General features: G+C 68.6%; 22 protein-coding genes. 9 read left to right on the top strand and 13 right to left on the bottom strand.

The annotated features are described in order from the left end of the window. The first annotated feature begins 29 nt into the window (after nucleotides 1–29). From P6F26_RS11835 to P6F26_RS11815, 5 genes are all read left to right on the top strand, one after another. The gene (locus P6F26_RS11835; protein WP_278028897.1) at nucleotides 30–779 is read left to right on the top strand and encodes an alpha/beta hydrolase; all 750 of its coding nucleotides are present in this window, start codon (nucleotides 30–32) and stop codon (nucleotides 777–779) included. Further along, entirely contained in the window at nucleotides 772–1,755 is a 984-nt protein-coding gene (locus P6F26_RS11830; RefSeq protein ID WP_278028896.1) for an alpha/beta hydrolase, read from the top strand. Before P6F26_RS11835 ends, P6F26_RS11830 begins: the two co-directional genes overlap by 8 nt. Nucleotides 1,756–1,968: 213 nt before the next feature. Beyond that, nucleotides 1,969–3,294: a histidinol dehydrogenase gene (gene hisD, locus P6F26_RS11825; RefSeq protein ID WP_278028895.1), complete on the top strand. Its 1,326-nt coding sequence runs from the start codon at nucleotides 1,969–1,971 to the stop codon at nucleotides 3,292–3,294. A 42-nt stretch (nucleotides 3,295–3,336) separates the two neighbouring features. Next, nucleotides 3,337–4,092, top strand: a complete 756-nt coding sequence (locus tag P6F26_RS11820; protein WP_278028894.1) for an SDR family NAD(P)-dependent oxidoreductase — start codon at nucleotides 3,337–3,339, stop codon at nucleotides 4,090–4,092. 8 nt (nucleotides 4,093–4,100) lie between these two features. After that, nucleotides 4,101–5,126, top strand: coding sequence for a LacI family DNA-binding transcriptional regulator (locus P6F26_RS11815; RefSeq protein WP_278028893.1), 1,026 nt, complete (start codon nucleotides 4,101–4,103; stop codon nucleotides 5,124–5,126). A 338-nt stretch (nucleotides 5,127–5,464) separates the two neighbouring features. Here P6F26_RS11815 and phaZ read toward each other — a convergent pair whose 3' ends face one another. After that, nucleotides 5,465–6,733 (bottom strand): polyhydroxyalkanoate depolymerase, encoded by a 1,269-nt coding sequence (gene phaZ / locus P6F26_RS11810; RefSeq protein WP_278028892.1) that lies wholly within the window; start codon nucleotides 6,731–6,733, stop codon nucleotides 5,465–5,467. 148 nt (nucleotides 6,734–6,881) lie between these two features. On the opposite strand from phaZ, the gene phaC reads away from it, so the two are divergent. From phaC to phaR, 3 genes are all read left to right on the top strand, one after another. Then, nucleotides 6,882–8,681, top strand: coding sequence for a class I poly(R)-hydroxyalkanoic acid synthase (phaC, locus tag P6F26_RS11805; protein ID WP_278028928.1), 1,800 nt, complete (start codon nucleotides 6,882–6,884; stop codon nucleotides 8,679–8,681). Nucleotides 8,682–8,815: 134 nt separating this feature from the next. Then, complete coding sequence (locus P6F26_RS11800; RefSeq protein ID WP_278028891.1) at nucleotides 8,816–9,262, top strand: Phasin; 447 nt, start codon at nucleotides 8,816–8,818, stop codon at nucleotides 9,260–9,262. A gap of 185 nt (nucleotides 9,263–9,447) precedes the next feature. After that, nucleotides 9,448–10,032, top strand: a complete 585-nt coding sequence (gene phaR / locus P6F26_RS11795) for a polyhydroxyalkanoate synthesis repressor PhaR (protein ID WP_278028890.1) — start codon at nucleotides 9,448–9,450, stop codon at nucleotides 10,030–10,032. A gap of 12 nt (nucleotides 10,033–10,044) precedes the next feature. Here phaR and P6F26_RS11790 read toward each other — a convergent pair whose 3' ends face one another. The 4 genes from P6F26_RS11790 to P6F26_RS11775 all read right to left on the bottom strand — a co-directional run bounded on the left by P6F26_RS11790 (nucleotide 10,045) and on the right by P6F26_RS11775 (nucleotide 14,829). Then, nucleotides 10,045–11,271 carry a DegT/DnrJ/EryC1/StrS family aminotransferase gene (locus tag P6F26_RS11790; protein WP_278028889.1) on the bottom strand — a complete coding sequence of 409 codons (1,227 nt, stop codon included), beginning with the start codon at nucleotides 11,269–11,271 and terminating at the stop codon, nucleotides 10,045–10,047. 153 nt (nucleotides 11,272–11,424) lie between these two features. Beyond that, complete coding sequence (locus tag P6F26_RS11785; protein WP_278028888.1) at nucleotides 11,425–12,726, bottom strand: NAD(P)/FAD-dependent oxidoreductase; 1,302 nt, start codon at nucleotides 12,724–12,726, stop codon at nucleotides 11,425–11,427. 19 nt (nucleotides 12,727–12,745) lie between these two features. Continuing rightward, a complete protein-coding gene (locus P6F26_RS11780) occupies nucleotides 12,746–14,104 on the bottom strand; it encodes a glutamine synthetase family protein (protein WP_278028927.1) in 1,359 nt (452 codons plus the stop codon). 5 nt (nucleotides 14,105–14,109) lie between these two features. Further along, nucleotides 14,110–14,829 carry a type 1 glutamine amidotransferase gene (locus tag P6F26_RS11775; RefSeq protein ID WP_278028887.1) on the bottom strand — a complete coding sequence of 240 codons (720 nt, stop codon included), beginning with the start codon at nucleotides 14,827–14,829 and terminating at the stop codon, nucleotides 14,110–14,112. A gap of 139 nt (nucleotides 14,830–14,968) precedes the next feature. Here P6F26_RS11775 and P6F26_RS11770 point away from each other — a divergent pair, with 139 nt between their 5' ends. After that, nucleotides 14,969–15,901: an L-lactate dehydrogenase gene (locus tag P6F26_RS11770; RefSeq protein WP_278028886.1), complete on the top strand. Its 933-nt coding sequence runs from the start codon at nucleotides 14,969–14,971 to the stop codon at nucleotides 15,899–15,901. Nucleotides 15,902–15,905: 4 nt separating this feature from the next. Here P6F26_RS11770 and P6F26_RS11765 read toward each other — a convergent pair whose 3' ends face one another. The 8 genes from P6F26_RS11765 to P6F26_RS11730 all read right to left on the bottom strand — a co-directional run bounded on the left by P6F26_RS11765 (nucleotide 15,906) and on the right by P6F26_RS11730 (nucleotide 22,998). Continuing rightward, on the bottom strand, nucleotides 15,906–17,240 hold the full coding sequence (locus P6F26_RS11765; RefSeq protein ID WP_278028885.1) for a glutamine synthetase family protein: 1,335 nt from the start codon (nucleotides 17,238–17,240) through the stop codon (nucleotides 15,906–15,908). Between the two features lie 58 nt (nucleotides 17,241–17,298). Beyond that, complete coding sequence (locus P6F26_RS11760) at nucleotides 17,299–18,138, bottom strand: ABC transporter permease (protein ID WP_278028884.1); 840 nt, start codon at nucleotides 18,136–18,138, stop codon at nucleotides 17,299–17,301. Nucleotides 18,139–18,184: 46 nt separating this feature from the next. Further along, entirely contained in the window at nucleotides 18,185–19,066 is an 882-nt protein-coding gene (locus tag P6F26_RS11755) for an ABC transporter permease (RefSeq protein ID WP_278028883.1), read from the bottom strand. Nucleotides 19,067–19,164: 98 nt separating this feature from the next. Further along, nucleotides 19,165–19,908 carry a transporter substrate-binding domain-containing protein gene (locus P6F26_RS11750; RefSeq protein WP_278028882.1) on the bottom strand — a complete coding sequence of 248 codons (744 nt, stop codon included), beginning with the start codon at nucleotides 19,906–19,908 and terminating at the stop codon, nucleotides 19,165–19,167. 44 nt (nucleotides 19,909–19,952) lie between these two features. Then, nucleotides 19,953–20,732: an ABC transporter ATP-binding protein gene (locus P6F26_RS11745; RefSeq protein ID WP_278028881.1), complete on the bottom strand. Its 780-nt coding sequence runs from the start codon at nucleotides 20,730–20,732 to the stop codon at nucleotides 19,953–19,955. Nucleotides 20,733–20,854: 122 nt separating this feature from the next. Continuing rightward, the gene (locus P6F26_RS11740) at nucleotides 20,855–21,607 is read right to left on the bottom strand and encodes a PhnD/SsuA/transferrin family substrate-binding protein (protein ID WP_278028880.1); all 753 of its coding nucleotides are present in this window, start codon (nucleotides 21,605–21,607) and stop codon (nucleotides 20,855–20,857) included. Continuing rightward, complete coding sequence (locus P6F26_RS11735) at nucleotides 21,604–22,047, bottom strand: tellurite resistance TerB family protein (RefSeq protein WP_278028879.1); 444 nt, start codon at nucleotides 22,045–22,047, stop codon at nucleotides 21,604–21,606. The genes P6F26_RS11740 and P6F26_RS11735 overlap by 4 nt, the downstream gene beginning before the upstream one ends. A 45-nt stretch (nucleotides 22,048–22,092) precedes the next feature. Continuing rightward, on the bottom strand, nucleotides 22,093–22,998 hold the full coding sequence (locus tag P6F26_RS11730; protein WP_278028878.1) for a PhzF family phenazine biosynthesis protein: 906 nt from the start codon (nucleotides 22,996–22,998) through the stop codon (nucleotides 22,093–22,095). Nucleotides 22,999–23,040: the final 42 nt, after the last annotated feature.

Here is a 23,040-nt window from a genome sequence, read left to right as displayed (position 1 = left end):
CAGGGTCCCGGCGAAATCCGGAGGCCGCCATGTCAGAACCAAACTACCTTGAAACCGAGCAGGGCCGGAGGCTTGCGTGGTACCGCTTCTCGGGTCGCGAGCCGGGTGTCGTCTTCCTTGGCGGCCTGCGGTCGGACATGACCGGAACCAAGGCCGTGCACCTCGAGGACTGGGCCCGCCGGTCCGGCCGCGCCTTCCTGAGGTTCGACTATTCGGGCCACGGCGCAAGCGGCGGAAGCTTTGTCGACGGATGCATCGGCGATTGGGCCGAGGATGCAGAGGCCGCGATCTCCGCCCTGACCGAGGGGCCCGTCGTCCTCGTCGGCTCGTCCATGGGAGGCTGGATCAGCCTTCTGATGGCACGGAGGATGCCGGAGAAGGTGGCGGGTCTCGTCACCATCGCCGCCGCCCCCGACTTCACCGAGGACGGCATGTGGTCGGAGTGGACGGACGACCAGCGTGCCGCCTGCATGAGCGAGGGGCAGGTCGCGCTTGCCTCGGAGTACGGCGAGGACATGATTGTGACCCGCAGGATGATCGAGGACGGCCGCGATCACCTCGTGCTGCGCACGCCCCTGCCGCTCGACGTGCCGGTCAGGATGCTGCAGGGCACGGCGGACGCCGACATCCGTATGGACGTGGCGCTTCGGCTGCTCGAGCATATCGACGGAGCCGACGTCAGGCTGGAGCTGGTCAAGGGCGCCGATCACCGCTTCTCCGACCCGGCCTGCCTCGACACGATCACCCGCACGGTGGAGGAGGTGCTGGCCGGTGCGTAAAGCGGCGCGGGTCCTTGCGCGCGCTGTCGCGACGCTGGTCGCGCTTGTCGCAGCCATCTGGGCCTTCGCCCCGCTCGAGCCTGCCGGCCGTGGCGCGGCGGCCACCGCCTCGCTCACGGCCGACCCCGCAATCCTCGCGGCGCGGGAAGCGGCCATGGGCGACGTCGTTCCGGGCGCCGAGGCGCGCGTCGTCTGGGCCGGCGCGCCGGGCGAGGCCACGCGCTGGGCCGTCCTCTACCTGCACGGCTTCTCCGCAAGCTCGGAAGAGATACGCCCCGTCCCCGACCGCCTCGCCGAGGCGCTGGGCGCGAACCTCGTCTTCAACCGCCTGCCAGGTCACGGCCGCGGCGCCGCCGCCATGGGCGAGGCGACCGCGACCGAATGGATCGACGATACCGACCTCATGCTCGACATCGCGCGAGGCGTGGGCGAACGGGTGCTCGTCGTCGCGACCTCCACGGGCGGAACTCTGGCGGCTTTCGCTGCCACCGAGCCCGACATGGCCGCCGACGTGGCCGGCTTCGTCTTCGTCTCGCCGAACTTCGCGGTGGCCTCGCGGGGCGGCCGCATCCTCGAATGGCCCCTCGCCCGGCTCTGGACGCGGCTCGTCCTCGGGGGCGAGCGCGGCTTCGAGCCGCTGAACGAGCGCCAGGCGCGCTACTGGACCGAACGCTACCCGACGACGGCGCTGGTGCGCATGGGGGCGCTGCTTCGAGAGGTGAGGTCGCGCGATCTCTCGGTCGCGACGGCTCCGGCGCTTTTCATATTTTCCGATGGGGACCGCGTGGTCTCGGCCGCCGCCACGCGTCGGGCGGCCGGGCGCTGGGGCGGCGACGTGACGCTCGCGCCGCTGGAATTGCCGGGCTCCGGCGTCGATCCGTCCCGCCACGTGATCGCCGGAGACATCGTGAGCCCCGCAATGACGGTGCCGGTGACCGGCCTCGTTCTGGACTGGGTCGGCGGCCTGCAGGACTGACGGCGCTCCGATGGCGCCCGGTCATGCGAGGGGCGCCGCCCCTCGCGCTCCCCGGCGTATTTCAGGAAAGCTGAAGGGGCAGGGGGTTCATCTTTCCCCAAATACGCAGCCCGGAGGCAGGCGTGCCGTGGGCCCATGGCGTGCGCGTCGCTTGTTGCATTCGTATGCAAAATCCGCTAGCCACCTGCCTGACGGCATTTCGGGGAGGACGCCATGGCAGAGTATCTCAAGCGCGGAAAACCGGCGGAAGCGCGGGCGGAGGACGACGCGAAGGTGCGCGCGACCGTGGAGGGCATCCTGTCCGACATCGAAAGGCGAGGCGATGCTGCCGTCCGTGACCTGTCGGCGAAGTTCGACGGATACGAGCCCCGGGCCTTCCGGCTGAGCGCATCGGAGATCGAGGCGGCGATGCAGAAGGTGTCCGACCGGGAGATGGCCGACATCCGTTTCGCACAGGACCAGATCCGCCGCTTTGCCGAGGTCCAGAAATCCTCGATGCGGGACGTGGAGGTCGAGACGCTCCCCGGCGTGATCCTGGGGCACCGGAACATTCCCGTGAATTCGGTCGGCTGCTACGTTCCGGGCGGAAAGTTCCCGATGGTCGCCTCGGCGCACATGTCGGTCATTACCGCGAAGGTTGCCGGCGTGAAGCGCATCGTGGCCTCCGCGCCGCCGGTCGGGGGCGCACCGCATCCCGCCATCGTGGCGGCGATGAAGGAGGGCGGCGCCGACGAGATCCTCGTCCTTGGCGGCGTGCAGGCGGTTGGCGCCATGGCGCTCGGCACCGAGAGCATCGCGCCCGTGGACATGCTGGTGGGTCCCGGCAATGCCTTCGTGGCCGAGGCCAAGAGGCAGCTGTTCGGTCGGGTGGGCATCGACCTTTTCGCCGGTCCGACGGAAACCATGGTGATCGCCGACGATACCGTCGACGCCGAGATGGTGGCGACGGACCTTCTGGGGCAGGCCGAGCACGGCTACAACTCGCCCGCCTGCCTGATCACCACGTCGCGCAGGCTGGCCGAGGCGACGATGGCCGAAATCGAGCGGCTTCTGGCCGTCTTGCCGACGGCAGAGACGGCCTCGGTCTCGTGGCGCGACTACGGGGACGTGATCCTGTGTGCCGACCATGACGAGATGCTGCGCGTCTCCGAGGAGATGGCCTACGAGCATGTGCAGGTCATGACCGACCGGGACGAGTGGTTCCTTGCGAACATGACGAACTACGGCGCGCTTTTCCTCGGACCGCGCACCAACGTGGCCAACGGAGACAAGGTGATCGGCACGAACCACACGCTTCCGACGAAACGCGCGGGGCGCTACACCGGGGGGCTCTGGGTGGGCAAGTTCCTCAAGACCCATTCCTACCAGCGCGTGCTCACCGACGAGGCGGCGACGCTGGTGGGAGAATACGGCTCGCGGCTGTGCATGCTGGAGGGCTTCGTGGGCCATGCCGAGCAGTGCAACATCCGCGTGCGCCGCTACGGCGGGATCAACGTGCCCTACGGCGAAGGCGCGCCCCGGCGCGAGGCGGCAGAGTGACGCCACGGACCGGCGCCCCCACCGCGAGACGGAGGACATGACATGAGCTTGCCCCGGACGCCGTCCTTCAGGCTCGATGGCCGGCGCGCGCTCGTGGCAGGCGGATCGCGCGGCATCGGCCTTTCCGCCGCCGTGGCCCTGGCCGAGGCCGGGGCGCATGTCGTCGTCGCCGCGCGCGGCGAGGCGGAGCTTGCGTCGAGCCTCGGGGACATGGTCGAGGCCGGGCTGTCGGCGGAGCCGCTCGTCTTCGACGTCACCGACCGCGGCGCGGTCGTCCGCGCGCTCGACGCGGTCGGGCCGTTGGACGTGATGGTGAACTCCGCCGGGACGGCGCGGCACGCGCCCGCGCTCGACACCGACGAGGCCGATTACGACGCCGTCATGGCCGTCAACGTGAAGGCCGCCTACGTCCTTGCGCAGGAGACCGCGCGGCGGATGCGGCGGTCGGGCTCGATCATCCAGATCTCCAGCCAGATGGGCCATGTGGGCGGTATCGACCGGGCGGTCTACTGCGCCTCGAAGCACGCCGTCGAGGGGATGACCAAGGCGATGGCGATCGAGTGGGGGCCGCGCGGCATCCGCGTGAACACGATTTGCCCGACCTTCATCCGCACGCCCCTTACCGAGGCCACCTTCGCGGACCCCGAAAAGCGCGCCTGGATCGAGGGCAAGATCAAGCTCGGCCGCGTCGGGCGGCTGGAGGACGTGATGGGCGCGGTCGTCTATCTTGCCTCCGACGCCTCGGCGCTGGTCACGGGGACCGCGCTGATGGTCGATGGCGGCTGGACGGCGGGCTGAGAGGGCGCATGTCCGAGCGGCGGGCGACGGCGACCGATGTGGCGCGCAGGGCCGGCGTCAGCCAAAGCGCCGTGAGCCGCGTCTTCACGCCGGGCGCCAGCGTATCGAAGGCGATGGCCGACCGGGTCCGAAAGGCCGCGGACGAGCTGGGCTACAGGCCGAACGTGCTGGCCCGGTCGCTCATCACCGGTCGGACGCGGATGGTGGGCCTGGTCGTGGGCTACCTCGAGAACCCGTTCTACCCGGCGGCGCTCGAGGCGTTGTCCGCGGCGCTGGAGTCGCGCGGCTACCACATCCTCGTGTTCCACGCGGCGGGGGGCGGGCACGCGGGGGACGTCGAGCGCGTGGTCGGCGAACTGATGGACTACCAGGTCGACGGGCTGGTCACGGCGTCGGTGCACCTGTCGGACGAATTGGTGGCGCGGTGCAGGGCGGCGGGGCTGCCCGTTGTCCTGTTCAACCGCGGCCTGCCTGGGTCGGGCCTGTCGAGCGTGACGTCGGCCAACCGCGCAGGGGGCGCGGCGGTGGCCGAGTTCCTCATCGCGGGCGGGCACGAGCGGATCGCCCATATCAGCGGGCTTCAGACGGCCTCGACCGGCGTGGACCGCTGGGAGGGGTTCCGCGCGGCGCTGGAGGCGGCGGGGCGCGGGGTCCACGCGCTGGCCGATGGCGGGTTCGACCGCGAGCGCGCGGCGGCGGCGGCGCGGGCGATGCTGTCGGGACCCGAGCCCCCGGACGCGATATTCGTGGCGAACGACCACATGGCGCTGGGTGTGCTTGACGAGGTGCGCCACGCAATGGGCATCGACGTGCCGGGCGCGGTCTCGGTCGTCGGTTACGACGACGTGCCGCCGGCGGCTTGGAAGGCCTACGACCTCACCACCGTCAGGCAGCCCGTAGACCGCATGGTGACGGCGGCGGTGGAGATCCTGGTGGCGGAGATCGAGCGGGGACAGCCGCCCGGCCGTGTCACCGAGGTTGCGGCGGAGCTGGTCGTGAGGGGATCGGCGCGCAAGCCTGAAAATGTGATATAATTGTAATTAATCTGTGCAAAGATAGCCTGATTGGGCCTTTCCGAGCAGAGAAAAATTCGAAAAGCACAATCCCCAAACGCCCCGTCGGCGCCATTCCGGGTCTCGATGCGGCGCTGGATGGCGACCGGCCGCGCGCCCTGACCTGCCGCGTGCCCTGACCGGCGTCGGTGTGGCTGCCGTGCCGTGTGGTGCGGCGGGCCTCAAGCCGGAATGCCAGGGGGGCGACGGTCCTGCGCCGCTCCCATCCGTCGTCCTCGAGCAGGCGTCCGTTCGCCGCATCCTGATCGAGGGGACGGGAACGGCCGCGATTCCGTGGCGGCGCCCATGTCAGGGCGTGGTCAGCGTGCCGCCACGCCCTTCACCGGAGACTTGGGCACGTCGCAGTTGGCGTCGATGAAGTCGAGGACCAGCGGCCTGATCTTGTCGCGCCAGCTGCGGCCCGCGAAGATCCCGTAATGACCTGCATTGGGCTCGAGATAGGTCGCCTTCTTGGAGTCGGGCAGGCCGGTGCAGAGGTCCAGCGCGGCGACGCACTGGCCCGGCGCCGAGATGTCGTCCTGCCCGCCCTCGACGGTCTTGACCGCGACGGTGGTGATCTTGCCGATGTCCACGCGCTTGCCGGCCACCGTGAACTCGTTCTTCGCGATCTCGAGGCCCTTGAAGATCCGTTCCACCGTCGAGAGGTAGAATTCGGCCGTCATGTCCATCACGGCGAGGTATTCGTCGTAGAACTTGTTGTGCTTGTCGTGGTCGGACGCTTCGCCCTTGGCCACGCGCATGATCTGGTCGGTGAAGGCGCGTGCGTGCTTCTCGGCGTTCATCGCCATGAAGGACGTCAGCTGCTGCAGGCCGGGATAGACCATCCGTCCGGCGCCTGCGTATTTGAAGCCCACGCGCTGCACGACGTAGCGCTCCAGCTGGCCCATCGTGACCCGGCGGCCGAAGTCGGTCACGTCCGTCGCCGCGGCGTCGGGGTCGATCGGCCCCCCGATCAGCGTGAGGGTGCGCGGCTGGGCTGCGGGTTCCTCCTCGGCGAGGTAGGCGGTGGCGGCCAGCGCAAGGGGCGCGGGCTGGCAAACGGCGATGACGTGCGTGTCGGGGCCCATCTCGCGCATGAAGTCCACGAGGTAGAGGGTGTAATCCTCGATATCGAACTTGCCTTCGCTCACGGGGATGTCGCGCGCGTTGTGCCAGTCGGTGACGTAGACGTCGCAATCGGGCAGCAGGCTGAGGACGGTCGAACGCAGGAGAGTGGCGTAGTGACCGGACATCGGCGCGACCAGCAGGACCTTGCGGCCCGTGGGCGCGCGCCCCTGCACGTTGAAGCGGATAAGATCGCCGAAGGGGCGGCGAACCACCTTCTCGACGGAAACGGTGTGGTCGCGGCCGTCGTCGGCGGGAACGGAGTAGATGCCCCAGTCGGGCTTGACAGCCATGCGGGCGAAGCTGCGTTCGGCGACCTCGCCCCAGGCCGCGGTCATCTGGATCGCGGGGTTGGCGAAGATGCCCAGCTGCGGGAACGAACACATGGCGCGGGCGGTCGAGCCCAGCCACTGGTTCGTGACGCGCATGGACTCCATGTAGTCGTAGGTGAGAAGGTATCGCATGTCTTTCTCCTGCCTCGGAGGGCGGCTCGCCGGACAGGCGGATTTCGCGTCCGGTTCAAATCGTCGCTTTGCCCCCTCACCGCGGCATTGCTACGCTGCAATGACGTAAAAGCGGGACGAAATCAAGGTGACAGAAAGTGACGGCGACATGCAGGGGGAAGAGCAGGGCATGGGCGAGAACCTCGATCGTCTGAACCAGAATCTCGTCAGGGTAGAGGAATTGTCTAAACGACTCGTCGCCGCGTTGTCGCGCAGGTCGTCGGGCGACGTGGGCCTCGAGGGGCCCGGACACGACCTCTATCTCAAGGCTGGCATGGCCTACTGGCAGGAGGCGATGACCAACCCCGCGCGACTCATGGAGCACCAGGTCCAATACTGGAGCAGCACGCTGACGCATTTCCTGGAGATGCAGCAAAGCATGTCGCAGGGGCAGGCCGCGGCGGCGCAGGACGAGGCCGACGCGCCGGCCGACAAGCGTTTCGCCAACCCGCTGTGGAAGACGCATCCCTATTTCAGCTTCGTGAAGAACCAGTACCTTCTGGGCGCGAAGGCCATCGAGGAGGCTGTCTCGCGCCTCGAGGGGCTGGACCCGCGGGACAAGGCCCGCGTCTCGTTCTTCGCCAACCAGATCATCGATCTGTTTTCGCCCACGAACTACCTCGCCACGAACCCCGACGCGCTGGAGCGGGCGGTGGAGACCGAGGGCGAAAGCCTCGTGCAGGGCCTCGAGAACATGGTCCGCGACATCGAAAGCCACCAGGGCGAGCTTTTGCCGACGCTGGCCGACCCCAACGCCTTCGAGGTGGGCGGCAACATCGCCACCACCGAGGGTTCGGTCGTGTTCCGCAACCGCCTGATGGAGGTGATCCAGTATGCGCCCGTGACCGAGACGGTGCACCGCACGCCGCTCGTCATCTTCCCGCCGTGGATCAACAAGTTCTACATCCTCGACCTCAAGCCCCAGAACAGCCTGATCAAGTGGATCGTCGAGCAGGGGTTCACGCTTTTCGTCGTCAGCTGGAAGAACCCCGATGCGAGCTTCGCGGATACCGGCCTCGAGGGCTACATCGAGGAGGGCTATCTCGAGGCGATCCGCGTCGCCCGCGAGATCACCGAGGAGCCTCAGGTCAACGTCATCGGCTACTGCATCGCGGGCACCACGCTGGCCGCGACCCTTTCGCTTCTGAAGAAGCGTAAGGAAAAGCCGATCAAGTCCGCGACCTTCTTCACCACCCTCACCGATTTCTCGGACCAGGGCGAGTTCACGGTCTTCCTGCAGGACGATTTCGTGGACGCCATCGAACGGCAGGTGCAGGCCGAAGGCATCCTCGACAGCCACTACATGTCCAAGACCTTCTCGTTCCTGCGCGCCAAGGACCTCGTCTACGGGCCCGCGATCCGCAGCTACATGATGGGCGAGGCGCCACCCGCGTTCGACCTGCTCTACTGGAACGGGGACTCGACCAATCTTCCGGGCAAAATGGCCGTGCAGTACCTGCGCGGCCTCTGCCAGGCCAATGCGCTGTGCGAGGGCGGCTTCGAGATGTTCGGCGAGACGCTGTCGGTCAGGGACGTGGACATCCCGGTCTATGCCGTGGCCTGCGAGACCGATCACATCGCGGCATGGAAGGACAGCTTCCGCGGGATCACGCAGATGGGGTCCCGCAACAAGACCTTCGTGCTGTCGGAATCGGGCCACATCGCGGGGATCGTGAACCCGCCCTCCAAGAAGAAATACGGCCACTACACCAACCCCGAGGTGACGGGCGCGCCAGAGGAATGGCTGGCGGCGGCTGAGTACCACGAAGGGTCGTGGTGGCCGCGATGGGGCGAGTGGCTCGCGAGTCGGTCCGGCAGGCAGGTTCCCGCCAGAATTCCGGGCGAGGCGGGCTATCCGGTCATGGCCGCAGCGCCCGGAACCTATGTTCTCGAAAAGACAAACGTCTGAAAACAATCGCCAAAGCTTCTCCTTCCGCTGGGTCATGCTGCGGTGCAGCAAATGCTTGACTTTCTGCGCCGCAGCATTCATATATGACGCAATCGCAGCATGAACCGCTACGCGCGCTGGCAAAGGAGATACCGATGGCCGTGAAGACCCCTGACTACACCAAGATGTTCACCGACATGATGGGCTCGTTCCCGATGGACATGTCGGCCTACAACGACGCGTTCAAGACCTCGGCCGCGATGGGCGAGAAGATGTCGAAGGTCGTTCTCGACGCCGCCGAGAAGTCGACCGAGATCTCGTCGAAGTGGACGAAGGACACGCTCGCCAAGGTCGGCGACGTCACCGCCGTGAAGGCAGAGCCCACCGACTACACCAAGTCGATGACCGATTTCGCCTCTGCACAGGCCGAGATGACCGCCGAGACCATGGCTGCCTTCGCCGAAGTCGCGAAGAAGGTCCAGATGGAGACGGTCGAGCTGATGATGGCGGCAGGCAAGGAAGCTTCCGAAGAAGCGACGGCAGCCGTCAAGAAGGCGACCGCCGAAGTGACCTCGGTCGCCAAGAAGGCCGCCGCGAAGTAATCGCCGAAAGGCGTCATGGTTTCGTGCCGACGTCCTCCCCGTCGGCATGAACACGGGAAGGGCGGGCCCACCGGGTCCGCCCTTCTTCGCATGGGTGCATCTCGCCCCCGCAGAACCCGATTGCTTTTTGCCATCATGGGCGTAGGCTCAGCGATGCTGCATCGCAGGAGAGGGGAGGGCAGGCCATGGGCAACGCCAAGGCGACACGCGCAGGAACGTCCGACGGACCGCTTCTGGTCAAGCGCTATGCAAGCAGGCGCCTCTACAACACCGAGACGTCCGACTACGTCACGCTCGAGGATATCGCGGGTTTCATCCGCGCAGGCCGCGAGGTGAAGATCGTCGACCTCAAGTCCGGGGACGATCTGACCCGGCAATACCTTCTCCAGATCGTCGCCGAGCACGAAAGCCGCGGCGAAAGCGTGCTTCCGATCGGTGTCCTGACCGACCTCGTGCGCAGCTACACGACCCAGGCGCAATCCGTGGTGCCCGACTTCCTCGCCATGAGCTTCGAGATGCTCAAGCAGGGGCAGTCGAAGATGGTCGAGAACATGACCGCAATGAACCCGATGGCCTCCATGCCCGGTTTCGACGCCATGCGCGCCCAGCAGGAGGCGTTCTTCAAGGCGATGACGGGCGGTGTCGGGAAAAGCTGGTCGGGACCCTCGCCCGACGACAGCGAGGATGCGGCCGAGCCGTCTTCGGAAGACGAACTGGCCGACATCAAGAAGCAGCTTGCCGAGCTTCAGACCAAGCTCAGCAAGATGTGAGGACGGGGCGCCTCAGGTGCCGTAGGCCCGCGCCTCTTCCCCCATGACCTCTTCCGCCGCGGCGAGAAGCGCCTCGGCGATGACGTCCAGCTCGGGCTTCTTGAGGCGTGCGGGCAGGCGCACGTCGCAGGCGCGCATCAGCATGGCGCGCGTCCGCGGCAGGTCCGGCGTCTCGCCGGGGATGAACTTCCAGTTCCAGAAGGCGCGCGCGTTGTCGGTCGACAGGCCGAAGACCTGAACCTTCACACCGCGGGCCGCCGCGGCCTCGGCGAAGGCCGTCGCGTGGGCGTCGCTCGGCACGTCCACGAGGTTGAACTGGATCGAGTCGGGCGCGCGCTCCTCGGGGCCGAGCGCGTCGGGCACCTCGAGCCACGGCGAGACGTTCAGGCGACCGGCGACGTAGTCGTGGTTGGCACGGCCGTCGCGGACCCGGCGCGCCACCTCGGGCAGCTGCGGGCGGATCACGGCGGCCGACAGGTTCTGAAGCCGCATGTTGTAGAGGGGCAGCATGTTCTGCCAGCGCGCGAAGGCCTCGGCCAGCTCGGGATCGTTCTGGCCGTCGGGGCCCTTGTGCTTCTTCCAGTTGTGCTCGTAGGCGCCGGACATGATCACGCAGCGCGCCGCGAGATCGGCGTCGTCGGTGATCAGGATGCCGCCCTCACCGGCGTTCACCAGCTTGTAGGACTGGAACGAGAAGCAGCCGATGGCCCCGATCGTGCCGATCTTGCGCCCGTGCCAGAGCGTGCCGAGCGAATGCGCCGCGTCCTCGATCACGGGGATGCCGCGGAGGTCGCACAGCGCCATGATGGCGTCCATGTCCGAGGTGTGGCCGCGCATGTGGCTGATGATCACGGCAGAGATGTCGTCGTCGAGGCGCGCCGCGAAGTCATCCATGTCGATGCGGTAGTTGTCCGACACTTCCACGAGAACGGGCTGGCAATTGGCGTGGACAACCGCCGAGGGCACCGCGGCGAAGGTGAAGGCCGGGATCAGCACCCTCGCGCCGGGCGCGAGGTCGAGGGCGCGGAGCGACAGGAAGATCGCGGCCGAGCAGGACGAGACCGCGAGCGCGTATTTCACGCCCATCAGGTCGGCGAATTCCCGCTCCAGCAGCGCCACGGGCGCGTCCTGCGGCGCGGTGTAGCGGAAAAGGTCGCCCGATTTCAGCAGGCGGTCGATCTCGGCCCGCGCGGCCTCGGGGATCGGTTCGGCGTCGTAGACATTGGGTGCGAGCGCCATGGTTTCACCTTTTTGAAATGTCCCATTTCGGAAAACTTACACTCTTAACGCGCTGCGGGCGAGTCGGAATGGCCGCGGCCCGCAGGCTCGTCGTCCGCGGGGTGCGATGGAGTTGCACGGCTGCATCGGTTTCCGGCGCGTCAGGCCGTCGGCTCAGACGCCGAGGCGGTCGCGCAGCGAGAACCACGTCATCGCAAGCGTCAGAAGCGGCGCCCGGAACGCCGCGCCACCGGGGAAGGTCGGGACCGGCAGGGCCTCGAACGTGGCGAGGCCATCCTGCTGCCCCAGCACGGCCTCGGCCATGACCCGTCCAGCCATGCCCGAAAGGGCCACGCCCTGTCCCGAGAAGCCCGCGCCCGACAGGATGCCGTGGCCCACCCGCGCGACATGCGGAAGGCGGGTTGTGGTGACGGCGAGCGAGCCGCCCCAGACATGCGTCACGGGCGTGCCCTTCAGCTGCGGGAACAGCGTCTCCATCCGTGCGATCAGGGCGGTCGAGATGTCGCTGGGGAAGCCGATGGAATAGCTCTCGCGCCCGCCGAAGAGGAACCTGCGATCCTCCGAGAAGCGGTAGTAGTTCACCACGAAGCGCGAATCCGCGACGGCTATGTCCTCGGCCAGCACCTCGGTCCAGCGGTCCGGCAGGGGTTCGGTCGCGGCGATGAAGGAGTTGATCGGCATCACCCGCGCGGCGACCGGCTTCAGAAGTCCGGGCAGATACCCGTTGCCGGCGATGATGGCGTGGTCCGCCGTGACGGTGCCGGCCGCCGTCTCGAGGCGCACGGGCGCACCCGGACGGATCGCCGTGACCTCCGTCGTTTCGTGGATCACGGCGCCGGCGGCTTCGGCCTCGCGGGCGAGCGCGAAGGCGTAGGCGAGCGGATGGAAATGTCCGCCGCCCGGATCGACGCCACCCCCGACATAGAGCGGCGATTTCACCAGCGCCCGGAAATCGTCGCCCTCCAGGATGCTGGTCCGGTAGCCATACTCGCGCTCGAGGAACTCGGCCTCCGCGCTCAGGTGGTGAAGGTCGCCCGCACTGTATTCACCATGCGCGATACCGGGGCGGAACGCGGCCTCGGGGGCATGGGCCGCGCAGAAGTCGCGAAGCTGGTCCTTGGCGGCCTCGGACAGGTCCCAGAGCGCGCGCGCGCGGTCCGGGCCGAGCTTTCCGGCCAGCCAGCTCTGAGGCTTGTTGAAGCCCGAATGGATCTGGCCGCCGTTCCGGCCCGACGCGCCGAAGCCCGCCCGGTGCGCGTCCAGCACCACGACCCGCCGCCCCGCCCGCGCGAGCGTCAGCGCGGCCCAGAGCCCGGTGAACCCCGCGCCGAGGACCGCCACATCGGCCCGCGCATCGCCGTCGAGCGGCGCGCGCCGGGGCGGCGGGGGCAGGCTCGCGGCATACCATGACGGCGCGTGCACGCCCGGTCGGTCGTTGCGGTAGAGCGGGTTCATGGGCTCCGGTCCCGGTGGATCAGACGTTCAGGAGAAGGTGCTCCCGCTCCCACGGGCTGATGACCTGGAGGAATTCGCGGTGCTCCAGTTCCTTGACGGCGCTGTAGACGTGGCAGAACTCGGTGCCCAGAACCTCCTGGATCGAGGCGTTCGCCCGGAACAACTCCAGCGCCGAGCCGAGGCCCTTGGGGATCGCGTCGGTGCCCTTGTAGGCGTCGCCGGTCCAGACCGGGCCGGGATCGGTCGCTTCCACAAGTCCGAGATAGCCGCAGGCGAGGGATGCGGCGATGCCGAGATAGGGGTTGGTGTCCATGCCCGGCAGGCGGTTCTCGACGCGCCGCGAGGCCGCGTCCGCGACCGGCACGCGCAGGCCGGTGGTGCGGTTGTCGCGTCCCCATTCGAGGTTGATCGGGGCGGCGAAGTCGGGGACGTAGCGGCGGTAGCTGTTCACGTAGGGCGCGAGCAGCGCGATGACCGAGGGCAGGTGCCGCTGCAGCCCGCCGATGAAGTGCATGAAGGCCGGCGTCTCGCTGCCGTCGGCGTTCGAAAAGATGTTCTGGCCGGTTTTCGTGTCCACCACGGAATGGTGGATGTGCATGGCCGAGCCGGGCTCGCCCTCGATCGGCTTGGCCATGAAGGTGGCGTAGCAGTCGTGGCGGAGCGCAGACTCGCGGATCATCCGCTTGAAATAGAAGATTTCGTCGGCCAGTCGCACCGGATCGCCGTGCCGCAGGTTCAGCTCGATCTGGCCCGCGCCGCCCTCCTGAAGGATGCCGTCGATCTCGAGTCCCTGGGCTTCTGCAAAGTCGTAGATGTCGTCGATGACGGGGCCGTATTCGTCCACCGCGCTCATCGAATAGGCCTGACGCGCGGCGGCGCGCCTGCCCGAGCGGCCGATCGGCGGTTCGATCTCGCGCGCGGGGTCGGTGTTCGGCGCGACGAGGTAGAACTCCATTTCGGGGGCGACGATGGGCGTCCAGCCACGGGCCGCGTACAGCTCGACCACGCGGCGCAATACGTTGCGCGGCGCGAAGGGCACGGGACGGCCTTCCTGGTCGTCGATGTCGTGGATCACCTGAAGCGTCCAGTCCGCCGTCCAAGGCGCGGGCATCGCGGTGGAGTAGTCGGGCGTCAGGATCATGTCGGGTTCGGTGAAGCCGTCGCTCACGGCCTTGTCCGCCCAGTCCCCGGTGATCGTCTGGAAGAAGATCGAGTTCGGCAGGTAGAAGCGCGTCTGCTGCGCGAATTTCAGGCCCGGCATCGCCTTGCCGCGCGCCACGCCCGCGATGTCGGCCACGATGCATTCCACCTCGTCGAGCGACCGCCCGCCAAGCCAGTTCTGTGCGATCGGCGGCAGCCGTCCGATCAGGTCCGCCATCGCGCTCATGCTTCGGCCTTCGTTGAAGTGATCGCCTCGGGCACGCGCGTCGCAGGCGCGCCCTGCAGCACGTCGCCCATCCAGCGGCCGATGGCCGCGTTGTCGTTCCGGGCATCGAGGCTGGCCGCGGCCGCCGCGACCAGCGTCGGTTCGATCGCGCCGCCGCGATGCTCGATCAGGCCCTCGACGACGGGGCGTTCGAATTCGGGATGCGGCTGGATCGTCAGGATGCGCTCGCCGACTGCCAGCATCGCGTAGGCCGTCGCGTCGCCGCGGCCGAGCACGGTCGCGCCCTCGGGCAGTTCGACCACCTGGTCCTGGTGCCAGGCGTGCAGCTGCACCTCGGCGTCGCCTATGCGGTAGCGCCGAAGCCCCAGCGCCCAGCCGCCGGGAAACTTGACGACCTTGCCGCCAAGGGCCTGCGCGACGATCTGGTGGCCGAAGCAGATGCCGACCAGCGGCTTGTCCGCATCGCGGATCCCGCGGATCAGCTCTTCGAGCGGGGCGATCCACGGAAGATCCTCGTAGGCGCCATGCCTCGAGCCCGTGATGAGCCAGGCGTCGGCGGCCCCGTGGCCGTCCGGGAACTCCATGTCCACGACGTTGAACACGCGGAACTCGAACCCGCGGCCGCCGAGGAGCCGCTGGAACATGTCGGAATATTCGCCCTCTCGCTCCGAGATCGCCTCGGGCAGGTGGCCGGTCTGCAGGATGCCGATGATCATGAATTGCTCGTGTGATTGTGCCGCCAAGCTAGGCGCGCGCGGCAGCCGGCACAAGTGGGGGCCGGTTGCGCGCCGCTTCGGGGTTCTGCCGCGGGCGCTTTCGTGGTGAGATGCCCGAGCAGCCGTGACGGAGGACGCCATGAAGGTCGGTATCGTGGGCGCGGGCATGGTCGGCTCGGCCGCCGGGTTCGCGCTGATCCAGCAGGGCAGGGCGGGCGAGATCGTGTTCGTGGACATCGACACCGCCCGTGCGCGGGCCGAGGCCGAGGACATCGCCCACGCCGTGCCCTTCGCCGCGCCCGCCATCGTGCGGCACGGCGATTATGCCGATCTTGCGGGCGCGGGGATCGTGATCCTCGCCTGCGGCGTCTCGCAGAAGCCGGGCGAGACGCGCCTTGCCCTGCTCGAACGCAATGCCGCCGTCTTCCGGTCCGTTGTGGGCGACGTCATGAAGGTCTGCCCCGACGCCATCCTTCTGGTCGCCTCCAATCCCGTCGATATCATGGGCCAGATCACGCAGGCCATCTCGGGCCTGCCGCCGGGCCGGGTGATCGGGTCCGGCACGATCCTCGACACCGCGCGGTTCCGCTGGCTTCTGGGGCGCCACCTCGGCATCTCGCCGCGGTCGGTGCACGCCTATGTCCTCGGCGAGCATGGCGACAGCGAGGTGCTGGCCTGGTCCAACGCGCGCGTCGGGTCGGTCGGGCTGACGGAGTTCGCGGCCCAGGTCGGCTCGGCGCTGACGCGCGACGTGCGCGAGCGTATCGACGGGGGCGTGCGCAACGCGGCCTACACCATCATCGAGGGCAAGGGCGCGACCTGGTATGGCATCGGCGGCGGCCTTGCGCGGATCGTGGGCGCGGTGGCCGACGACGAACAGGCGGTCCTTTCGGTCTCGACCGTCGAGAAGGACGTCCTCGGCGTGGCCGAGGTGGCCCTGTCGCTGCCGCGCATCGTGGGGCGGGACGGCGTCTCGGCGACGCTCTGGCCGGACCTCGACGCGCGCGAGACGGAGGGCCTGCGCGCCTCGGCCGAGATCCTGAGGGACCGCTTCGGGGAAATCCCGCTCTGAGCGGTCAGACCGTGTCGAGATAAAGCTCGATGCGCTCGTCGTTCGAAAGCTGCGCCATGTAGTGAAGTTCCTGCCGCTTGGTGGCGAGGAAGTTCTCGGCCAGCGTCGGTGTGAAGATGCGGCGGATCTCGGGGCTTCTGTCGAAGGCCGTGATCGCCGTCTCCCAGGTCGAGGGAAGCTGCGGCAGGTTCTGCGAATAGGCGTTGCCGGTGATCGGCGGTTGCGCCGGCGTCTCGTCCTCCAGCCCGTTCAGGGCCGCGCCGAGGATCGCGGCGAGAAAGAGGTAGGGATTGATGTCGCCGCCCGCCACGCGATGTTCGATCCGACGCGCGGCGGCCCCGCCCGAAGGCACCCGAAGCGCGGTCGTCCGGTTCTCGTGCGCCCAGGCGATGCCGGTCGGCGCGTGCGCGCCGGGCACGAAACGGTCGTAGCTCGTGGAATGGGGCGCGAAGATCAGCATGGATCCCGGCATCGCCGCGAGGCAGCCCGCGATGGCGTGACCGAGCCGCGCCTCGCCGCCGGGACGCCGCTCGTCGAAGATGTTCTCGCCGTCCGCGTCGAGGATCGAGAAATGCGCGTGCAGACCGCTGCCGGCATAGTCCGCGTAGGGCTTCGCCATGAAGCTTGCCGCGACGCCGAACTGCCGCGCGAGGCCCTTGACCAGAAGCTTGAAGAGCCACGCGTCGTCGGCCGCCTTCAGCGCGTCGGCCTGGTGCATCAGGTTGATCTCGAACTGGCCGGGCCCCGCCTCGGAGATCGTGGTGTCGGAGGGGATGTCCATCGCCTCGCAGGCCTCGTAGAGCCGGGTGAAGAACTGGTCCCACGCGTCGAGCTGCCTGAGCGCGAGGATCTCGGCCTGGTGACGCCGCTTGCCCGAACGCGGCGAGGGCGGCACGCGCGGCGCGGCGCCCTTGTCGTCGATGAGGTAGAATTCCAGCTCGGTCGCGACCACGGGCGTCAGTCCGCGCGCCTTGTAGCGCTCGACCACGCGGGCGAGCGCCTGCCGCGGATCGCCGTCGTAGGGCGCGCCGTCCTCGTGGAACATCCAGATCGGCAGGAGCGCCGTGGGGCTCGTGAGCCACGGCATGGGCAGGAAGCCGCGTTCGGTCGGCATCAGCACGCCGTCGGGATCGCCCGCGCGGAACACCAGCGGGCTGTCGTCGATGTCCTCGCCCCAGATGTCGAGGTTCATGACCGAGTAGGGGAACCGCGTGCCTTCGGTGATCACCTTGTCGGCGTAGCGCCGCGCCACGCGCTTGCCGCGCGGCTGCGCGTTGAGGTCCGCCGCCACGGTGCGGACCGAGGCGATTTCGGGATGCTGGTCGAGATAGTCCTTCATGATGCGAAAGCTATGAAGCGGCGCGCGGGAAACGGCAAGCCATGCCGGCAGCCTGCCGCTAGCGGATGAGCTGGGGACGGTAGCGCAGGCGCGGGCGCGCGTTCTGCGGAAGGTGGCGGTTCAGCCGCTGGTTGATCGCGCCGAACACCGCGATGATGACGAGTGTGAAGGCCACGAAATAGACCGCGACGATCGGGTAGGGCACGAAGGGGTTGAACGTCCGGTCCGCGAAATAGCTCGCATAGTAAAGCGCGTCGCCCTTCTGCTGGAAGGCGGGGAACGACGAGAAGAAGACCAGCGCAGTGGAGTGGAACAGGAAGATCGCCTCGTTGGTGTACGCGGGCCACGCGAGGCGCATGGTGGTGGGAAAGACCACGCGCCTGAACTTCTTCCAGCCCGACAGCCCGTAGGCGTCCGCCGCCTCGAGGTCGCCGCGCGGAACCGCCCGAAGCGCACCGTAGAAGATCTCGGCGGAATAGGCGGAGGTGTTGAGGAACAGCACGATCAGCGCCCCGAGCCAGGCCCGCGCGAGCCAGCGCGTCTCGGCCTCGATGGCGATGCCGAGGAACGTGAACTCGACGCCCAGGCGCGGCAGCAGCACGAAGGCCTCGTAGGCCATGAAGAACTGGATGAAGAGCGGCGAGCCGCGGAAGACGAAGATGAACCATTCCGCGGGCTTGCGCAGGACGCGCCGCGGCGAGTTCTTGGCGAGAGCGAGCGCCACGGCGAACACGAAGCCCAGCGACAGCGACAGGACGGCGAAGTAGACGTTCCAGATCATGCCCGAGCCGATCAGGACGATCTGTTCGCAAAGCCCGATATCCGCGCGCGGCAGCAGCCGCTCGCCGATGCCGAGCGCGCGCAGCGCATAGGCCTGGAACGCCTCGGCGCAGGTCATCGCGCGGCCCTCCGCGCGGGTGGCCTGGGTCCGGCGGTGCGGTCCGTCATGCGCCGGCCCTCCGCATCTCTTCGCCCGCGGCGGTGGCCTGGCCGTGGCTGAGACGCTCGGTCAGGCGCTTCAGCACGATCTCGGAGACCCGCGTGAAGGCGAGGTAGAAGATCAGGAGGGCGAGGAAATACCAGAACCGCCAGTCGGGATGCGGGTACTGGTAGGCCGAGGTGCGCGACCCGCCCAGCTCGCGCGCCCAGTAGACGATGTCCTCGATGCCGAGCAGGAACAGGAGCGGCGTGGCCTTGATGAGGATCATCCAGATGTTGGACAGGCCCGGCAGCGCGAAGATCCACATCTGCGGCACGAGGATGCGCCAGAAGACCTGGCGGCGCGACATGCCGTAGGCCTCCGCGGTCTCGAGCTGGGCGCGCGGGACGGCGCGCATGGCCCCGAAGAGGACATTGCCGCAGAACGCGCCGAAGACGATGGCGTAGGTGAAGACCGCAAGCGCGAAACCGTAGGTTTCGTGCACCCATTGCGGCGCGTCGCCCTGCGGCGTGCGCGCCTCGGGGCAGACGAGGAAGTTCGCGCCCTGCCGGATATCCTCGGTCCAGTCGGGACAGGCGATCTGGTGGCGCAGATACTCGATGCCCTGATCGAGGACGAGGATGAAGAACAGGAAGAAGACGATGTCGGGCACGCCGCGCACCATGGCGGTATAGCCCCGGCCCAGCAGCGAGACGGGCAGCAGCGGCGAGCGCGAGGCGGCGGCGGCGGCGAAGCCGAACGCGAGCGCGGTGGGCGCGGTGACGGCCAGAAGCGCGAAGACCACCAGGAAGGACTGGTAGAACAGGAAATGCGCGCCATTGGTCAGGTAGCATCCGAACCAGCGGACGGTGTCGAGCGTGTCGGGATCGGTGCAGAACTCGAACATCGGGGCCCTTTGGCCGGCGGCGGATCTTGCGTATTTTCAGGAAAGATGAAGGAGGGGGGGCGCGTTGCGGCGCCCCCGCCCGTCGTCGACTGCCGTGATCAGCGGCCGCCTTCCTCTTCGGAGGGCCAGAGCTGGGCTTCCTCGCCGAACCATTCGAGGATCAGCGCGTTCAGCGAGCCGTCCTCCTTCATCGAGGTGATGGCCTCGTCGAAGGCCGCGAGGCGCTCGTCGCCCTCGCGCATCCCCATGCCGACGCCGCCACCGAGCTGGACGGGGTCTCCCACGATCATGAGATCGGCATCTTCCGCGGCGATCGGCAGGAGGTAGTCGCCGTCGGCGAAGACCGCATCGGCCTCGCCGTTGCGCACGGCGGCAACCGTCTCGTCAGGGGTCGCGAACTCGATCAGGGTCGCGCCGGTCTCGGCGATGTAGCCCGCCTGGATCGTGTTGGTCTGCGCCGCGATCACGCCGCCTTCGAGGTCGGCGTCCTCGTCCATGGCGAGGTAGAGCGAGGAGGCGGGCGGGATGTAGGGCTGGGTGAAGTCGATGACCTCGTCACGCTCGTCGGTGATCGACATGCCGGCGATGATCGTGTCGTAGTTGCCCGAGGTCAGGTTCGGGATGATCGAGTCCCAGTCGTTCGTGACCCATTCGCACGACAGCTGGGCGCGCGCGCAGATCTCGTCGCCGAGAACGCGCTCGAAGCCGTCGACTTCACCGTTGTCGTTGATGAAGTTGTACGGAGGATAGGCGCCTTCCGTGCCCATGCGGACGGTGTCCTGGGCGGCCGCCGCGCCGGCGGAGATCGCCAGCATCCCGGCGGTGAGGATCAGATGTTTCATGGGTGGTCTCCCTGGTTTCCCGGTAAGTGTTCTGCCTCGGCCCGTCAGGCCGCCTGGCCATGACTGAGGAATTGCCGCAGGCGCGGCGAGGAGGGTGCGCCGAAGAGGCGGTCCGGGGGGCCTTCCTCCTCGACGCGGCCCTCGTGGAGGAACACGACATGGCCGGAGATGTCCCGCGCCATGCGCATGTCGTGGGTGACGAGGATCATGGTGCGGCCCTCCTCGGCGAGGGAGCGGATCACGCGCACCACCTCCTGTTCGAGTTCGGGGTCGAGCGCCGAGGTCGGCTCGTCGAAAAGAAGCGCGCGCGGCTGCATGCAGAGCGCGCGCGCGATGGCCGCGCGCTGCTGCTGGCCGCCCGAAAGCTGTGCCGGCCAGGCGTCGCATTTCTCGCCGATGCCGACCTTGTCCAGAAGACCGCGCGCCCGGTCCTCGACCTCGCGCGGGTCCTCGCCCAGCACCGTGACGGGCGCCTCCATGACGTTCTGAAGGATGGTCATGTGGGCCCACAGGTTGAACTGCTGGAACACCATGGAAAGATTCGTGCGGATGCGGCGCACCTGCTCGCGGTCGGCGGGATGGCGCGACGGGCCCGTGCCGCGCCACGCGACCGGCTCGCCCTCGAACAGGATCTCGCCGCTCTGGCTGTCTTCCAGAAGGTTGGCGCAGCGCAGGAGCGTCGACTTTCCCGATCCCGAGGATCCGATGAGCGACACCACGTCGCCCGCCCGCGCCGTCAGGTCGACGCCGCGCAGGACGTGAAGGGCGCCGAAGCTCTTGTGGAGGCCGGTGATCTCGATCACCGGATCGTTTGCGTCGGTCACGTCTGGTCGTTGCCCCCTGTCATCCGCCGGAATTTGCGCCAATGAAGCGGGCAAATGCAATTCCCCTGTGCACCTTTCCGCAACGGAAAGCGGCAAAACGCGGCAAATGCAGCGGTTTTTGCCTATGCGGGCGGCGGCGCGGGAACCGGAAGGGCCGCGTATCCCGCCGGATCGGGGTCGAGGATGCCGGCGAGGCCGAGCATCCCGCGCATCTCGGGGGAGGTGGCGGCGAAGGCCTCGGCCAGCGCGGCGCGGTGCGGTGCGGGGTCGGTGCCGGCGGCCGTGACGTAGGCGAGCGCGGGCGTGGACGGGGTGCGCCCGATGACGCGGAGATCGCGGGCGAAAGCGTCCCAGCGGCGGATCATGCGCCAGCTCGCCACATCGAGCGCGGCGATGTCCGCGCGCCGCGCGGCGACGGCGCGGGCGCTTGCGGAATGGGCGCCGGTCGCGCAAGCGCGCCCGAACGCGATCCCCGCCGCGGCGGCGGCCGCCGCGGGTGCGCCCCAGCCCGACTGGCTGTCGGCACCGTTGATGGCGAGGGTCGCGCCCGCGAAGTCGGCCAGCGTCCCGCGCGGGTCGTCCGCGTGAGCGACGAGAACGCTGTAGTAGGTGCCGGGCGGCGCGTCGGGCAGGCCCAGGTCCGGCGCCGCGACCAGCGTGACCATGCCGGAAAACCCGAGCCGGTGCGGCAGGTTGCAGATCTGCGAGAGAACGAGGTCGCTTCGCGCCCATGCCTGCGTCGGCGACATGGCGTGATCGAGCCCGTCGGGCGCGTCCACGCCGCGGTCGCGCAGGCTGTCGCGGATCAGCGCCCAGAACCCGTCCGTCGCGTCCCTCGTCTCGGGCCGAAGATACATCGGCAGGGTCGCGATCATCCCCGCCCGGCTTCGACCCGTTGCCGCGCGAGGTTCGAATCGCGGTCGCCGACGCCCAGCATCGGGGCCACGAGGCGCATGATCGCGTCCTCCTCGTGGTCGCGCGCGCCGTCCGCCAGCACGATCTCCCAAAGCGTCTCGATGACCTTCACGCGGTCGTCGTAGGGCACGGCGTCCTTGATCGCGCGGGTGAAGCGGACGGTGTCGGGCGCCTCGGCCTCGAGCGCCTCGGCCTCGCCGCGCAGCTTGCCGACCTCGAACGGGGTCAGGCCGTAGCGTGCGCCGAGCACGGCGTCGATGCGGCTGACCTCGATGGTCTCGTAGTCGCCGTCGGCGCGCGCGATGCGCACAAGGAGCGCCGCAAGCGCGAGGCGCGCGTCGTCGAAGGGCAGCGGTTCGGGTTCGGGCGCCGTCAGGCGGCGGAGCAGATCACCAATCATGATGCCCGATATAGGCCCCCGGCCGCGATCGGGAAAGGCGGGGCGTCATCCTCGGGCGTCCGGCGCGCGGATCGTACCCTCGGCCACGGGACGGGAGGCGCCGGCCACGCGGATCTCGCGAAGCGCGCCTGCGGCGACCTCCACGGTCAGGCGAAGCGCGCTCGGGCGTCCCATTTCGACGCCCTGCCGAAGGGCGAGGACGTTGCTTCCGTCCCGCAGCGCCCCGTTGGCGAGGAGCTGGGCGGACAGGATCGCCGTGGCAGACCCCGTGGCGGGGTCCTCGGGGATGCCGTCGTGCGGTGCGAACATCCGGCCGCGGTAGTCGCATTGCGCGTCCGCCGCGTAGACATAGAGGCCCACCGGAGAGCGTCCCCGGTCATCGATCGCGGTCTCGTCCAGAAGGGCGCTCCATCCCGGTTCGGCGGGCCTTGCGCGCGCCAGCGCGTCCAGATCCGTCACCTGTGCGAACAGGAACGCGGGCCCGCCCTCGAATGCGCCGGGCGCATGGGGGCCGATGTCGCCTTCGGCGAGGCCGATCGCGGCGGCGACGGTGGCGGGCGCGGGCGTCCGGCCGATGCGCGCGGGAAGGCGCGGGGCGGTGAATTCGGCCACGGGGCCCTCCGCGGCATCGGCGATCGTCACGGGAACGAGGCCCGCGACCTCCTCGAGCGTGACGTGCGAAAGGCCGTCGCGCGCGGCGAGAAACAGGGCGCAGCCGATGGTCGGGTGGCCGGCGAAGGGGATCTCGGCGCCGGGCGTGAAGATTCGGACCTTCGCGGTGTGGGCCGGGTCGTCGGGGCGCTGGAGGAAGATCGTCTCGGACAGGTTGAACTGCCGCGCGATGGTCTGCATCTGCGCGTCGGTCAGGGCGTCGGCCCCCTCCACGATGGCGAGCGGATTTCCCGCGAAGGGCCGCGTGGTGAAGACGTCGTGGATATGGAAGCGCAGCATTTGTCCGGGGTCCGTCCGCAGGTGGTGTTCGCGGCGCGCACC

The organism is Roseicyclus salinarum (assembly GCF_029624655.1).
In the GTDB taxonomy this organism is placed as follows: domain Bacteria; phylum Pseudomonadota; class Alphaproteobacteria; order Rhodobacterales; family Rhodobacteraceae; genus Roseibacterium; species Roseibacterium salinarum.
Note: the sequence above shows the minus strand (reverse complement) of the source record. Positions and strands in the feature narration are given on the sequence as shown.